Consider the following 14,323-nt stretch of genomic DNA (forward strand, 5'->3'; position numbering starts at 1 on the left):
CCCGGCGGGCTGGGGCCCGGGCGGCCGGGGGAGGCGGTGCGCGGGCCGCCGCGGGGCGGCCGGCCCGCGATATGCGTAAAAGGGGCGGAGGCTTTTTCTTGGCACGGTAGCCGGGAAGGGGATGCGGCGAAATACGGTACGAGTCCTGCTCCAGGCGTCTTTCACGCATTCTCGAGCCGGGTGCGGTAACAGGCGAATTCGCGGCCGGTGACGGGCAGTCGGAACGGCCTTGAGTCCTGGTCGACGGAAAGGAGGGGGCCGGGCAATTACGGCTAGTGTGCTGGCGGCGACGGAAATCAGTCACTGAGAGGAACTCGACGAGGTACGGAGGAAACCAGTGAAGATTCAGGTTCTGGGTCCGTTGAGTGCCGAGGTCAACGGGGGATCCATCGTCCCGACGGCCGGCAAGCCGCGGCAGATTCTGTCGCTGCTGGCCCTCTATCCCGGACGGGTGATGCCCGTCCCCATGCTCATGGAGGAGATCTGGGGGACCGAGCCGCCGCAGAGCGCGCTCACCACACTGCAGACCTACATCCTGCAGCTGCGCAGGCGCCTGGGCACCGCGATGGGCCCCGACGCGCCGGGCGCGGCCAAGGAAGTCCTGGCCACCCGCCACGGCGGCTATCTGATGCAGATACCGGCCGCCAGCGTGGACGTGCACGAGTACGAACGCATGGTCACCCAGGGGCGGGCGGCCTTCGAGGCCGGCGACGACGACGCCTCGGCCGGCCACTTCCGCGGCGCCCTTGACCTGTGGCGCGGGCCGGCGCTGGTCGACGTGCGCCTGGGACCGATCCTGGAGATCGAGGTCATGCGCCTGGAAGAGAGCCGCCTGGGCACCGTCGAGCGGCGCATCGACGCCGACCTGCGCCTGGGCCGGCACTCCGAACTCATCGCCGAGCTCACCGAGCTGACCGCCCGCTACCCCCAGCACGAGGGGCTGCACTCCCAGGCCATGGTCGCCCTCTACCGCTCGGGCCGGCAGGCATCCGCCCTGGACATCTACCGCAAGCTGCGCGTGCGCCTGATCGAGGAACTGGGCGTGGAGCCCTCCCCGCAGGTGCAGCGCCTGCACCAGGCCATGCTGGCCGTCGACCCCCAGCTCGACGTCGTCGCCGGAGCGCGCCGCAGCTCCACCTTCGACCTCTACGCCGCCTGACCCGCCCCCCCGCCCCGCCTGACCCGCCCCCCCGCCCGCCCAAGGCGCCCCCCAGCAGCCACTGCGGCAGCACTCCGGCGGCGCTCCGGCGGTGCTCCGGCGGCCGTCGAGCGGCAGCGGACAGACTCTGTCCAACTGCCGCCCCGCGGAAAAAACGCATGCCGGGCGCCGCGCCCCGCCCACGGCAGCCGGGCGGCCCTTTTCCAGGAGAGAAGGTGGTCCCGTGTCGGGTGAGCGTGTACGCCGTCTGTCGCACGCGGTCGAGGTGGCCGCGCCCGCGGGAGTCGTCTACCAGTTGATCGCCGATGCCGAGCGCTGGCCGCTGTACTTCCCGCCCAACGTGCATGTGGAGCGGCTCGACTTCGACGGGGTGCGCGAACGGCTGCGGATGTGGGTGCTGGCCGACGGGCAGGTCAGGTCCTGGACCTCCCAGCGCATCCAGGACGCCGCCCGCCGCCAGGTCACCTTCCGCCAGGACCAGGTCATGGAACAGGCCCAGTCCATGGGCGGCACCTGGACGGTGACGGCGCTGGGCCCCGAGCGCTGCCGGCTGAGCGTGGAGCACGAGTTCACCGCCGCCGGCGACCGGCCCCAGGACGTGGCCTGGCTGAGAGCGGCCACCACCGCCAACGCCCGCTCCGATCTGAGGAGCCTGCGCTTTCTGGCCCAGCACTGGGGCCGGCTGGACGAACTGGTGCTGTCCTTCGAGGAATCGGTACGCGTCAAAGGCGGCGCCGAACTCGTCTACGGCTTCCTCTACGACGTCGCCGACTGGCCCCAGCAGGTCCCGCACGTACGCCGCGTCCAGCTGGCCGAACCCCAGGTCGGCGTCCAGCAGGTGACCTTGGACCTGGCCAGCGCCGACGGCACCGGCGCCCACACCGTCACCTCGGTGCGGGTGTGCTTCCCGCACGCCGGACGCATCGTCCACAAAGAGACCGCCACCCGCAAACTCATCGCCGCGCACTGCGGCGAATGGTCGGTGGTCCCCGACGAGAGCGGCGTCACCGTCCTGGCCCAGCACCACGTGGTGCTGCGCGAGAAGGACATCGAGGAGGTCCTGGGCGCCGGCGCCACCCTCAGCGACGCCCGCCGCCGCGTGCACGGCGAACTCAGCTACCAGAGCCTGCAGATCCTGCGCCTGGCCCAGCAGCACGCCCAGTCCGCCGTCCGCGTCCTGTAAACCCGCCCCGCCCCCGGGGAGGCTCGGGGGCGTCAGAGGCGCGTCAGCCTCGCGTGGGAGGCGCGGACCATACTCGATGCCCGCGCTCGAAGGAGAGGAGGCAGGGGCCGTCGCCGTCGCCGCACCCGGGCGCACGGGGCCCCGCAGAGCCGATGACCGTCGAACGCACCATGGCGGTGTCGCTGACCGCCGTACTGGCTGTCAACGGCCCGGCCGGCGACGCCCCGTGCACCCTGGAACTGCGCGGCCCGCTGCCCGCCCCGCTCCTGGACGCCGCGCTCGCCCGCCTCGCCGCCGACACCCCCCGCCCGTGCGAGCCGGCACCGCCCGCCGTACGCCACAAACCCGGCCACCACGTCCTGCACGGCACCGCCGACTACCCGCTGGGCGCCCTCGCCGACCTGCTCACCGCAGCCACCGGCACCGAAAACACCGGGGCCGAAAACACCGGGAACACCGGGAACACCGGGGCCGCCGGGTTTGAGGGCGGCGGGTATGAGGAGCCCGGATACGCCGGGTACGGATACGCCGGGGGCGGACAGGCCGCGTACGGGGACGGGGACGACGCCCGCACCAGCGGCACCGGCACCGGCACCCGCACCGGCACCGGCACCGGGGCCGGCACCGGCACCGGCACCGGGGCCGGGGCCGGGGCCGGGGCCGGGGGCAGCGGGGGCGGGGTGCCGCGTCGTGCTCTGCCCCGGCGCGTGCCGCCGCTGCGGCTGCCGGAGCCGCTGGCGCTCACCGCGCTGCAGCGCGATCTGCTCACCGCCACCGCCGACTTCCCCCACCAGCAGATCGCCCAGCTGCTGCGGCGCTGGCACGGGCCGCTGGACACCGGCCGGTTCACCGCCGCCTGGCAGCGCGTCTTCGACCACGAGAGCGTGCTGCGCGCGGCCCTGGTCTTCGACCCCCACCCGCGCCTGGCGCTGCACGCCCACGCCCGCCCCGACATCCGCCGCCACCGGCACGGCACCCTGACCCGGCAGGCGCTGATGGAACAAGAACGCCGGCGCGGCTTCGAGCCCGGCCGGGCGGGCCTGCTGCGGGCCGCGCTGCTCGAGGGCCGCCCGCCCGAACCCTACGGCGGCTGCGTCGCGCCCACCGACGTCGTCCTCACCTACCACCGCGCCCTGCTCGACGGCGCCAGCGTGCGCCTGCTGCTGCAGGAGTTCTACCGCGCCTATCTCGCCGCGGGCTTCGGCCACGGCGGTGAACGCCGCCCCGACCTGCGCGACTACCAGCACTGGCTGGCCGCCCAGGACCCCGCGCCGGCCCGGGACTTCTGGACTGCCACCCCCGCCGGCACCGGCGCCGGACTGCCGCTCGCCGGCGCCGGCGAGCTCACCGGCCGCCGCGGCACCGGCCGCACCCTGGCCCGCCTCACCCGCGCCGAGAGCGCGCGCCTGGCCCACTGGGCGGCCCGCTGGGGAGCCACGCCCAGCAGCGCGCTGCAGGCGGTGTGGGCGATGCTCCTGTTCGCCGCGGCCGGCACCGGAGCACGCCCGGCCCCGGTGACCTTCGCCGTCACCGTCTCCGGACGCGGCATCGCGATGGAAGGCATCGAACGCGTCCCCGGCCCCCTGGAGTCCCCGCTGCCGCTCAGCCTGCCGGTGGACCCCGCCGCCCCGGTGGGCGCCCTGCTGCGCGCCGTCCGCGACCGGGTCCTGGACATGACCGCCTACGAATGGGTCTGCGCCGGCCAGATCCGCCACTGGCACCAACACCCCCGCACCGGCACCGGCTTCGGCAGCGGCAGTGGTGGGGCGGGGGCGGGCGGGCCGGCGACGCTGTTGTCCTTCGCGCACCACCCGCGCCCGCCCCAGGGCCTGGCCGGTGAACTCGCCGCGCAGGGCATCCACGTGGAGGACACCGGCCCCGCCGGCGGGCCCGGCGCCTTCGCGCTGGCCGTCCTCGCCCACCACGACAGCACCGGCGACCTCGTGCTGAGCGCGGTGCACGACCGCGCCCGGCTGCACGACGACCAGGCGGCCCAGCTGCTCGCCCACAGCGCCCGGCTGCTGCGCGAACTGCCCGCCGGCGCCGATGAGTCGACCACCATCGCCCAGGCACTGTCCCCGCTGGCCCGCACCACCGCCCCCCGCCTGTACCCGCGCGCGCCCCTGGCGCCCCAGCGGCTGCTGGCGCTGCGCGGTGCGGCCCGCCCCGGCGCCGGAACCATCTGCCTGATCGCCCCGCCCGGCACCCCCGAGCACTGCCACAGTGACCTCGCCCGCCGCTACCAGGGCCCCCAGGCGCTGAGCGTGCTGCGCGCGGACGCCGCCCGGATACCGGAGTGCCTGCGGGCGCTCGCGCCCCTGCTCGCCCCGGGAGAACGCCTGGTCCTGGGCGGCTTCTCCGGGGCCGGCGCGCTGGCCTTGGAACTCGCCCGGCACATCGCGGCCGCCCGCGGCCGGGCGCCGCTGGTGGTCCTGGGCGCCCCGCACGCGGCGGGCGAGAGCCGGATACGCGAGCTGGCCCGGGCGCTGGCCGCGGCGGCCCGACGGCCCCGCTAGCCCCGAGCGGCGGCCGGCCCGGGAGCCGGGGGAAAGCCCCGGACAGGCCGCCGCGGACCAGGGAAGGGCAGAACACCGCCACCGTGCCGCACCCCGCCGGAGCCCGCCTCGACCCCCACTGGACCCCGCCCCCGGGAAACCCGCAGGGCGGCGTACGCAGAACAAGGCGGCGTACGCGGACGAGGCGGCGTACGCAGAGCAAGGCGGCGGGCACGGGAATGTGTCCGCAAGGGGGTGTCAGCGGCCGGGTGCGGTCCTGCCCGGGGTGGCCGTCAACTGCTCGAAGCGGCGCAGCAGTTGCTGCTGCTGCAGCCGCAGGCCCTCGATGCGGTGGTTGAGGCGGGCGATCTGGCTGCCCAGCGAGAGCACCGACGCCTCACCCCCGCCCCCCGCACCCGCCCCCGCCCCGGCCCCGGCCCCGGCCCCGGCCCCGGCTGCGAGGGTTCCGGGTCCGGCTGTGCGGGCCCGGGCCCGGGGGGCCCGGGCCGTGGCGCTGTCATTGATGCCGGTGCTGCCGGTGTTGCCGCTGTCGCCGGTGTGGCGGGGTTCTGGGCCAGGGCGCGAGGCGGCGGGCGGCAGGGGCTGGGCCAGGGCCGGGTCCTGGCGCAGGATGGCCTCCATGCGGCCGCGCAGGGCCGGGCCCGGCTCGACGCCCAGTTCGTGCACCAGGCGTTTGCGGGCGCGTTCGTAGACGCCCAGGGCCTCCGCCTGCCGGCCGCAGCGGTAGAGCGCGATCATCAGCAGGTCGTAGAACCCCTCGCGCATGGGATGGTCGCAGGTCAGCTCCTCCAGCTCGCCGGTGACCCGGCCGTGCCGCCCGGCCCGCAGCGACGCCTCGTACATCAGCTCCAGCGCGCTCACCCGGTGTTCCTCCAGCTGTGCGGCCTCGGCCGCGCAGATGTCGCCGTGGGTGCCCTCCAGGGCCGGGCCGCGCCACAGCGACAGGGCCCTGGACCACAGTTCGGCGGCCCGGGCCGGGTCGTGGCCGGCCGTCTGGCGGGCCTGGGCGGACAGCTGGTGGAAGCGCTGGGCGTCGGTGCCGGCCGTGCCCAGACGCAGCACGTAGCCCAGCGAGCGGGTGGTGATCCACTCACCCGGCGCCGGGCCGGACGGGCCGGGCGGGCGGGGCAGGCGCCGGCGCAGCCGGGCCACATGGGCCTGCAGCGCGTTCGCCGCGTTCGCCGGCGGGTGATCGCCCCACAGTTCGTCGATCAGCCGGTGCACCGACACCTCGTGCCCGGCCTTGACCACGAGCGCGCCGAGCAGGGCGCGTTGCTTGGCGCCCGTGGGATGGATCCACAGACCTCTCGCCTCGTCCTGGACCTCCACGGGACCGAGGATGCGGAACTGCATCTCTCCCCCTCATGTCGCAAGCCTCATGTCGCCGGCGGGCGGTGGACGCCACCGGCCCTCAGCGCGCCGCCCCGCCCCGCCCGGCCCCCCGAGCCGCAGCCGGGGCGGCCGGGGCCGGGGCGGGGGCGGCGGTGAGGGCGGCCTGGACGTCCTGGCGGATCCGCCCGAGCAGCGGCAGGGGATCGTCCTGGAAGTAGAAGTGGCCGCCGTCAAGGACCCGCAGGCCCAAAAAACGCTCGGTGTGCCGCTCCCAGCCGGCCAGCTGCCGCGCGGGCACCGAGGTGTCCTGGCTGCCGGCGAACACCGACAGGGGCACCGGCAGCGGCTCGGTGCCGGCCTGCGGCCGCCAGGTCTCCACCAGCCGCAGGTCGCCGCGGATCAGCGGGTCGTACAGCGCCCACAGATCGGGGTTGTCGAAGACCTCCTCGGGGGTGCCGCCCAGCAGCTCCAGATGGGTCTGCAGCTCGGCGTCGCTCAGCCGGTGATGCTGCTTGCCCGCACCCTCCGGGCGCGGTGCGCCGCGCGCGGACAGGCCCAGCCACACCGGCAGCACCCGGTGCCGGGCGGCCAGCCGCAGCGTCATCTCGTAGGCGATCAGGGCGCCCATGCTGTGCCCGAAGAAGGCGTAGGGGGCCCGCAGTTCGCCCTGCAGGCGGCGCAGGAAGAAGTCGGCCAGGCGCCCGGCGTTGTCCAGCTGCGGCAGATGGCCGAGCCGGCCGCGCCCGGGAGCGTCCAGCAGGCGCACGTCCCACTGCCCGCCCAGCAGGCCCGGCCACTTCCGGTAGGACACGTGCGAGCCGCCCGCGTGGTGGAGGACGAACAGGCGCAGCTGCGGTTCGGTGGCGTCCATCGCTCTCCTTGGATCGGGCCGCGACATCACGGGGGTTCAGGTGGCGGGGCGCGCTGCACGGGTCGTTGTGCGGTGTACTTTCGGACCCTAGTGGGTGTACGGAAATCCGGGCGCGGACGCCAGAGGGATTCCGCTCACCGTGTGAGCGTTCTTGAGCGCCTTTCAGCCCGCCCGCCCCCCGGCCCTCCCCCCCCAATTCCCCCCTCGCCCCCCCTCCTTCTGCCTTCTTCTGCCTTCTTCCTCTTTTGCTCCGGCGGAATACGGGCCGCTCTGCCCGGAATGCGGGCCGCACGGAAAAGATCCTTCCCGCGCGCCGCGGAAAATTCCCGCTGAAAGGCGGGCAGGACGGTGCGGCCGGGGCCTGCGGGGGTGTCTGTGGGGGTGTCTGTGGTGGTCCGCGTGCGGGTCTCAAGTGATCCTCCAGAGGCGTTGGTGAGGCTCACCACGGAAGGTTGGCTGAGGGCTGCCGCGCGATGCGGGAGGTCCTGCCCGGCGGAAGGTGGCGGATCGATGGCTATGACGACGCTCGCCGTATCCCACAACGAGGCGGCCGCCCGGCCGCCGGCAGCGGACCTGCTGCACAGCGAGGCGGCGGTCGCCGCCCGCGTCGCCGACCTGGAGCGCCGCTTCGGCGACCCCTGGGATCCGGCCAACAGCCTCGGCCACGCCGGGATCCTGGCCGCCGACGAGCGCGGCCGGCCGCAGGCGGAGGCCGAGCAGCTCCTGGACGGCTTCCACCTCAACGCCGAATTCGTGCCCGCAGCCCTGGGCGGGCGCCTGGTGCGCGCCGACACCCTGGCCCGGGTACTGCGCTGCGTCTTCCGCCGCGATCAGGCCCTGGGCACCGGATACGGGGCGTTCTCGGTGCTGGCCGGCGCCTCGGTGTGGGCGGCCGGCAGCCGCGCCCAGCAGCGCTGGGCGGCCGGCCTGCTCCTGGACGGCGGCCGCCTGGCCGTCTCCTACCGCGAACTGGCGCACGGCAACGCCTTCCTGCGCGATGAGTTCACCCTGGACACCCGCGACGGCCGGCGCGAACTCAGCGGCACCAAGCGGGTCATCATCAACGCCGACCGCGCCCGCGGCCTGGTCATCGTGTGCCGCAGCTCCGCCGAGGCCGGCAGCCGCTCCCACTCCACCCTGCTGCTCGATCGCGACGCACTGCCCGCCGAACGCGTCCGCGACCTCGAGCGCTACCCGATGGTGGGGATGCGGCCCTGCCCGATGACCGGCCTGGAGTTCACCCACTGCCCGGTGCCCGAGGACAGCCTGCTGGGCCAGGAGGGCGACGGCGTCGAACTGGCCCTGCGCTCCTTCGCCTTCACCCGCAGCATCCTGCCCTCGATGGTGCTGGGCGGCGCCGACACCGCGCTGCGCACCGCCCTGCGCTTCGCCGCCGCCCGCGGGGTGGGCGGGCGGCCGGTGGAACGCAACCCGCAGGCCCGGCGCACCCTGTCCGGGGCCTTCACCGACCTGCTGATCTGCGACAGCCTGGCCCTGGCCGCCACCCGCGCGGCCGGCCTGGGCCTGGGCATCACCGGCGTCTACGCCGCCGCCGCCAAATACCTGCTGCCCATCCTGCTGCACGACTGCGTGCACGAACTGTCGGTCCTGCTCGGCTCCAGCATCTACGTACGCGACGGCGAGTTCGGCATCTTCCAAAAACACGTACGCGACCTGCCGGTGACCAGCCTGGGCCACGCCGGGGCGGCCGCCGCGCTGTCCACCATCAGCCCCGAACTGTCCGCCCTGGCCCGCCGCTCCTGGCTCACCGACGCCCCCGGCGAGCCCGCCCTGTTCACCCCGCGCGCGGACCTGCCCGCCCTCGACTTCCGCCGCCTGGGCACCTTTGCCACCCACGACGTGCTGTGCGCCGAACTGGCCGCCGCCGAAAGCTGCGACCACAGCGGCGCGGGCGAACACGCCGCCGTGCTGCGCCCCCTGCTGGGCCACCTGGCCGGCGAACTGCGCCGGCTGCGCGAGGCGTGCGCGGCCCTTGCCCCCCTGTCCCGGCACTCCCTGGCCAACCCGCACACCTACGCCCTGGCCGACCGCTACACGCTGGTGCTGGCCGCCGCCGCCTGCCTGGGCGTCTGGCGCCACCAGCAGGGCAGCACGGACGACTTCCTGGCCCGCCCCGAGTGGCTGGTGACCGCGCTGCTGCGGATCTGCACCCGCCTGGGCATCGGCACCCCGGCCACCGCGCCCGGCCCGGAGGCCGAGGTCTTCACCGAGCTCTCCCGCCGCTTCACCCACGCCTCCAGCTTCGACCTGTACGACACCCCGCTGGCCGCCTGACCCGCACGCACCCGCACGTACTGCATGTACTGGAGGACACCATGAGTGAACTGCTGCTCGACCGGGTCGCCGACGACGTCGTCGCGGCGCTGGAGACCGGCCGGCCCCCGGCCGGCGAGCACAGCCGGCTCTATGAGGACCTGGGCTTCGACTCCCTGATGCTCATCGAACTGGTGGACCGGCTGCAGGAGCGCCGCCCGGCGCTGGGCGAACTGCCGCTGCCCGACATGGTCGGCGGCATGGCCGACATCGGCTCCCTGACCAACCTGCTGCGCACCGCCGCCACCGCACACCCCCACCCCGCCCGGCCCGAACAGACCGCCCAGGCCGAACAGACCGCCCAGCCCGGGCAGTCCGGGCAGTCCGGGGCAGTCCGGGCAGTCCGGGCAGTCCGGGCAGTCCGGGCGGGGTGTGGAGGCGAAGGGGGACGCGGCGTGAGGACGGCCCCGGCCGCGGCCGCGGTGCTGCCCGCGCCGGCCGCCCTCGCCGAGCCGCTGCAGGTCACCCCCCAGGGCCCCTGGCACACCGTGCGCCGTGAACTGGCCGAGCGGGGCAGCGTGGTGGTCTTCGCCCGCCTGGACGACTGGCTCAGCGACTTCCCGTCCGCCACCGCCGCCGCCGAGACCGGTACCGAGACGGGTGCTGGTGCTGGGGGCGGCTCGGCGCTGCCGGCGCTGCTGGGGCGGGACTGGCAGCGCTTCGCGCAGATGACCAACGACGAGGTCCGCGGCCGCTTTCTGGCCTCACGGCTGCTGCTCAAGTACGCCGCCGCCGCGGTCCTGGAGGCCCGGCCCGCCGACATCGACCTGGCCTACAAACCCGGCGGCCGCCCCTACCTGCGCGGCTGCGACCAGGTGGACATCAGCCTCAGCCACACCGCCGACCTGCTGGTCGTCGGCATCACCCGGCGCGGCTGGATCGGCGTGGACGCGGAACTCTCCAGCCGGCAGCTGCGCGGATCGGCCGTGGAACGCCAGATCTGCACCCCCTACGAGACCCAGCTGCTGGCCCGGACCGGACAGCAGGCACGCAACGCGGCCCTGGTGCGGCTGTGGACCCTCAAAGAGGCATACAGCAAGGCGATCGGGCAGGGCCTGCGGTTCCGCTTCACCGAGTTCGGCTTCGCCCCCGGCGCCCGGCGCGTGCAGGTGCTGCGCCCGGACGGCACCCCCGGCTCGGGCGACGAGTGGAGCTTTTGCACCTGGTCGGTGGCCGGCCGCTACACCGTCAGCCTCGCCCTGGTCGACCTCGGCTTCGACGACGCGGTCGACGTCGCCGCCCGCACCATGCTGGACGAGGCCCTGGCCGAGGCGCTGCTGCGCCGGCCCCACCACACGCAGTGGAGCGCGCAGCCAGAGGCGCACGACGTGCTGTGAACGCGCGTACGGACCGGCCCCCTGCTGCGGGGCCGGTCTGCACGCGAGGGTCGCCCCCGGGCGGAGAGGGCAGGATTCGAACCTGCGTGGGCTTGCGCCCGACGGAAGCGAACTCCGGTCCCCGATAAGCCACTCCGGGCACCTCTCCCTGCTTTCCTTCCCTGCTTTCCTTCCTTGTTTTCTTTCCTCGGCTTTCGTTCTCTCGGTGACCACCAGCATGCCTGCGCCCCTTGATACGGCGCTGACACGCCGCCGGAGCCTCCTCACCCCGCCGGGGCGCAGGGCGGCGCGAGGGCAGTGTCAGGTGCGGGTCAGAGGCGGGTGGCAGCGTCACGTGTGCGACACCCACCCCCAAGCAGACCGGGAGACATCATGACGACGAACCAGGCCACGGGGAGCGCCGTGGGCGAGCGGGCCGCGGCCGGGCCGCTGCGTCTGTTCCTCGCGCTGGACGCCGCGGTGACCGGGGCCAACGGCCTGATCTACCTGCTCGCCGCCGGCCCGGTGGGCCGGCTGCTCGATGTGGACAGCGCCTTCCTGCGCGGCGCCGGCGCCTTCTTGAGCGTCTACGGCGTCCTGGTGGCCCTCCTGGCCGCCCGTCCGCTGCCGCCGGCCGGGGCCACCAAGGCGGTCATCGAGGTCAACGCGGTGTGGGCGGTGGCCTCCCTGGCCGCCCTGCTCCTGGGCTGGCTGGAGCCTTCCACGGCGGGCGCGGTGTGGATCCCGCTGCAGGCCCTGGTGGTCGCCGCGTTCGCCGCCCTCCAGCTCGGCGGGCTGCGCCGGGCCCACGGCTAGCCGCCCGGCGCGCAGAGGACCGCGCCGCGCCCGCACCACCCGGTCCCACGGTGGTGCGGGCGCGGCGCTTGCGCGGGCTATGGGGTGGCGAAGGTGAGGAGTTCGGTGTTCAGGCGGTCGGCGTGGGTGGCGAACAGGCCGTGCGAGCCGCCCTCGTAGACGACGGTGCGGCTGCCGGGGATCAGGCAGGCGCTGCGGTGCGCGCACAGCTCCAGCGGCGCGGTGGGGTCCTGGTCGCCGTGGACGATCAGGGTGGGCACGTCGACGTCGCACAGGTCCTGGCGCAGGTCCTGGGTGAACAGGGTGCGGGTGATCTCCACGCTCGCGCGCAGGGAACCGTCCAGGGCCTGGCGGGTCAGGAAGTCCACCAGGTGGGGCGAGAGGGTCAGCGAGTGCGGTGCGGCCCCGGGGCCGCCGAAGAACGGGACGGCGCACTGGGCCATGTAGCCGGCCCGGTCGGATGTCATCGCGGCGACGGCCTCTTCCAGGACGGCCGCCTCGATGCCCTCGGGGTTGTCCGGCGCGCGCAGCAGGTAGGGCGTGGTGGAACAGACCAGGGCCAGGCGCGCCACCCGGTGCGAGCCGTGGCGGGCCAGGTAGCGCACGGCCTCGCCGCCGCCCATCGCGTAACCGACCAGGGTGGCCTCCCGCAGCTGCAAGTGCTCCAGCAGGCAGGCCAGATCGTCGGCGAGGGTGTCGTAGTCGTAGCCGTCCCAGGGCCGCTCCGAGCGGCCGAAGCCGCGCCGGTCGGGCAGCACGCAGCGCAAGCCGCGCGCGGCCAGGAAGGGGGCCTGGAACTCCCACATGCGGGAGTTCATGGTGGCCGAGGACAGCAGGACGACGGGCCGGCCCGCCCCCCAGTCCTCGTAATACAGCTGGGTGCCGTCCTTGACGGTGAACACGGGCATGATGACCTGCCAGATGACGGGGAGACAGGGGACAGGGGACAGGGGGGGAGGGGTGTTCAGCGCGGCGGGGCCGGCTGGGCCGCCAGGCGCCGCAGGTGGCGGCAGAAGTCCGCGGTCACGGCCAGGGCGTGGTGATCGAGGTAGAAGTGGCCGCCCGCGAAGCCGCGGTGGCCCAGGTAGTGCGGGCTGCGCCCGGCCCAGTGGGTCATCGCGTCGGGGGCCTCCTGCAGCGGGTCGCTGTCGCCGCCGTAGGAGGCCAGCGGGCAGGACACGCCCGCCCCGTCGTCCTCGTACTGGGCCGAGACGCGCAGGTCCGCGCGCAGCGCGGGCACGATCAGGGCGAGCATGTCGGGGTTGTCGTAGACCTCGGCGGGAAACGAGCCCAGCTTCTTGATCCACGCCAGCATCTCGTCGTCGGGCATCCGGCTCTGCTCCTCGGTCGGCTTGAAGAAGCCGACGGGCGACCAGCCGGACATGCCCAGCAGCAGCGGCTGGCGCTCGCCCTCCTGGCCCAGGCGCACCGCCACCCTGAAACCCAGCTGGGCGCCCAGGCAGTGACCGAAGATCGCGAAGGGGCGGTCGTCGTCCAGTTCGTCGAGGACCGCCTCGTACAGGCCCTCCAGCAGCGGCTCGAAGTCCTCGAAGGTCTCTTCCTCGTGCCGGTTGTGGCGCCCGGGCAGGGTCACCGCCTGGGCGCAGATGCCGGCCGGCAGCAGGGCGGGCCAGTCCCGGTAGATGATGGCGCCGCTGCCGGCGTGCGGCAGCAGGAACAGCCGGATGCTCGCCGCGGGGTCGGCCTGGACGGGGTGGAACCAGGAACCGGCCGTGGACATGTCCTGGCCGTAGCCGCTCACGGGGAGACCTCCTTCAGGCGCGGCAGCACCGCATCGGCGATCTGCTTGAGCTGGCCCGCGCTCTCGAGCGAGCCGATCCGGATGATCAGATGGCGGGCGCCGGAGCGGACGTAGGCGGCCAGCGCGTGGGCGCACTGCTCGGCGCTGCCCCAGGCGTAGGCCTGCACGGCTGCCATCTGCTCCAGGGTGCGCCCGTAGTAGTGCCCGATGTAGTGCTCGAGTTCGGCGCGGGCGGCGGCCGCGTCCTGGTTCACGGTGATCGTGGCGTACAGCGCCGGGGTGATGGCGCCGGCGGGCCGGCCGGCGGCCGCGGCCAGTTCACCGATGCGCCGCCAGGCGGCGGCGTAACCGGTGGCGCTGGGCAGGAAGGGCATCCAGCCGTCGTAGTGGCGGGCCACCCGCTCCAGGACGCGGGGGGTGTCGCTGCCGGCCAGCCACAGCGGCGGCCCGCCGGGGCGCTGCGGTGCGGGCAGCCGCTGCAGCCCCTTGGCCTGCCAGAACCGTCCCTCGAAGTCGCTGTCCCCCTCGGCCGGGTGGGCGTTCCATGCCTGGCGCCACAGCGCGACGATCTCGTCCAGGCGTGCCGCGCGGCCGGCGAAGGTAGCGCCGACGGCGGCGAATTCCTCCTCGGTCTCGGGCATCGGGAAGCCCGAGCCCAGGCCGAGCGCGAGCCGGGCGCCGGCCACGTGGTCCAGGCTCGCCACCTGGTGGGCGCCGGTCAGCGGGTGGCGCAGCGCGGGGGTCAGGGCGGCCGTGCCCAGGGTGACGCGGCTGGTGACCGCGGCCGCGGCGGACAGCACCACCAGGGGGTCCAGGCGGGGCCGTGCGGTCAGCGAGTCGCCCGCCCACAGCGAGTCGAAGCCGGCCTGTTCGGCCCGGCGGGCGAAGTCCAGCAAGGGAGCGGCGGCGAAGGCGCCGGTGATGGCCTGCTCCCGGGTCGGCAGCAGCACGCCGACTTGCGGGGGGCCCGATGAGGTGTCCATGGGTCGGACTCCGTTCGAGGTCTTCAGCGGACAGGTCAGGGCAGGGCAGAT

General features: G+C 74.6%; 11 protein-coding genes and 1 tRNA gene. 6 read left to right on the plus strand and 6 right to left on the minus strand.

What is annotated here, in order from left to right; genetic code table 11:
• Nucleotides 1-337: 337 nt before the first annotated feature.
• The 3 genes from STRAU_RS36185 to STRAU_RS36195 all read left to right on the plus strand — a co-directional run bounded on the left by STRAU_RS36185 (nucleotide 338) and on the right by STRAU_RS36195 (nucleotide 4,858).
• Nucleotides 338-1,159 carry an AfsR/SARP family transcriptional regulator gene (locus STRAU_RS36185; protein ID WP_016645354.1) on the plus strand — a complete coding sequence of 274 codons (822 nt, stop codon included), beginning with the start codon at nucleotides 338-340 and terminating at the stop codon, nucleotides 1,157-1,159.
• Nucleotides 1,160-1,382: 223 nt separating this feature from the next.
• Complete coding sequence (locus tag STRAU_RS36190) at nucleotides 1,383-2,342, plus strand: aromatase/cyclase (RefSeq protein ID WP_016645355.1); 960 nt, start codon at nucleotides 1,383-1,385, stop codon at nucleotides 2,340-2,342.
• A gap of 152 nt (nucleotides 2,343-2,494) precedes the next feature.
• Nucleotides 2,495-4,858 carry a condensation domain-containing protein gene (locus STRAU_RS36195; protein ID WP_016645356.1) on the plus strand — a complete coding sequence of 788 codons (2,364 nt, stop codon included), beginning with the start codon at nucleotides 2,495-2,497 and terminating at the stop codon, nucleotides 4,856-4,858.
• Between the two features lie 237 nt (nucleotides 4,859-5,095).
• Here the strand turns inward: STRAU_RS36195 and STRAU_RS36200 are convergent, their stop codons facing one another.
• Nucleotides 5,096-6,211 carry an AfsR/SARP family transcriptional regulator gene (locus STRAU_RS36200; protein WP_016645358.1) on the minus strand — a complete coding sequence of 372 codons (1,116 nt, stop codon included), beginning with the start codon at nucleotides 6,209-6,211 and terminating at the stop codon, nucleotides 5,096-5,098.
• A 58-nt stretch (nucleotides 6,212-6,269) separates the two neighbouring features.
• Nucleotides 6,270-7,061, minus strand: a complete 792-nt coding sequence (locus tag STRAU_RS36205; RefSeq protein WP_016645359.1) for a thioesterase II family protein — start codon at nucleotides 7,059-7,061, stop codon at nucleotides 6,270-6,272.
• 510 nt (nucleotides 7,062-7,571) lie between these two features.
• On the opposite strand from STRAU_RS36205, the gene STRAU_RS36210 reads away from it, so the two are divergent.
• The gene (locus tag STRAU_RS36210) at nucleotides 7,572-9,356 is read left to right on the plus strand and encodes an acyl-CoA dehydrogenase family protein (RefSeq protein WP_037664241.1); all 1,785 of its coding nucleotides are present in this window, start codon (nucleotides 7,572-7,574) and stop codon (nucleotides 9,354-9,356) included.
• Between the two features lie 41 nt (nucleotides 9,357-9,397).
• Nucleotides 9,398-10,732: a 4'-phosphopantetheinyl transferase superfamily protein gene (locus STRAU_RS36215; RefSeq protein ID WP_016645361.1), complete on the plus strand. Its 1,335-nt coding sequence runs from the start codon at nucleotides 9,398-9,400 to the stop codon at nucleotides 10,730-10,732.
• A 61-nt stretch (nucleotides 10,733-10,793) separates the two neighbouring features.
• On the opposite strand, the gene STRAU_RS42705 is transcribed toward STRAU_RS36215, so the two are convergent.
• A tRNA-Arg gene (locus tag STRAU_RS42705) sits at nucleotides 10,794-10,880 on the minus strand.
• A 224-nt stretch (nucleotides 10,881-11,104) separates the two neighbouring features.
• On the opposite strand from STRAU_RS42705, the gene STRAU_RS36220 reads away from it, so the two are divergent.
• Entirely contained in the window at nucleotides 11,105-11,527 is a 423-nt protein-coding gene (locus STRAU_RS36220; protein WP_016645362.1) for a hypothetical protein, read from the plus strand.
• Between the two features lie 77 nt (nucleotides 11,528-11,604).
• Here the strand turns inward: STRAU_RS36220 and STRAU_RS36225 are convergent, their stop codons facing one another.
• The 3 genes from STRAU_RS36225 to STRAU_RS36235 are packed head-to-tail and all read right to left on the minus strand — an operon-like array spanning nucleotide 11,605 to nucleotide 14,272.
• Entirely contained in the window at nucleotides 11,605-12,435 is an 831-nt protein-coding gene (locus tag STRAU_RS36225) for an alpha/beta fold hydrolase (RefSeq protein WP_037664243.1), read from the minus strand.
• Nucleotides 12,436-12,491: 56 nt separating this feature from the next.
• Nucleotides 12,492-13,289: a thioesterase II family protein gene (locus STRAU_RS36230; protein ID WP_016645364.1), complete on the minus strand. Its 798-nt coding sequence runs from the start codon at nucleotides 13,287-13,289 to the stop codon at nucleotides 12,492-12,494.
• A complete protein-coding gene (locus tag STRAU_RS36235) occupies nucleotides 13,286-14,272 on the minus strand; it encodes an LLM class flavin-dependent oxidoreductase (protein ID WP_037664244.1) in 987 nt (328 codons plus the stop codon). Before STRAU_RS36235 ends, STRAU_RS36230 begins: the two co-directional genes overlap by 4 nt.
• Nucleotides 14,273-14,323: the final 51 nt, after the last annotated feature.

The sequence above is a fragment of the Streptomyces aurantiacus JA 4570 genome (genome assembly GCF_000414115.1).
GTDB lineage: Bacteria > Actinomycetota > Actinomycetes > Streptomycetales > Streptomycetaceae > Streptomyces > Streptomyces aurantiacus_A.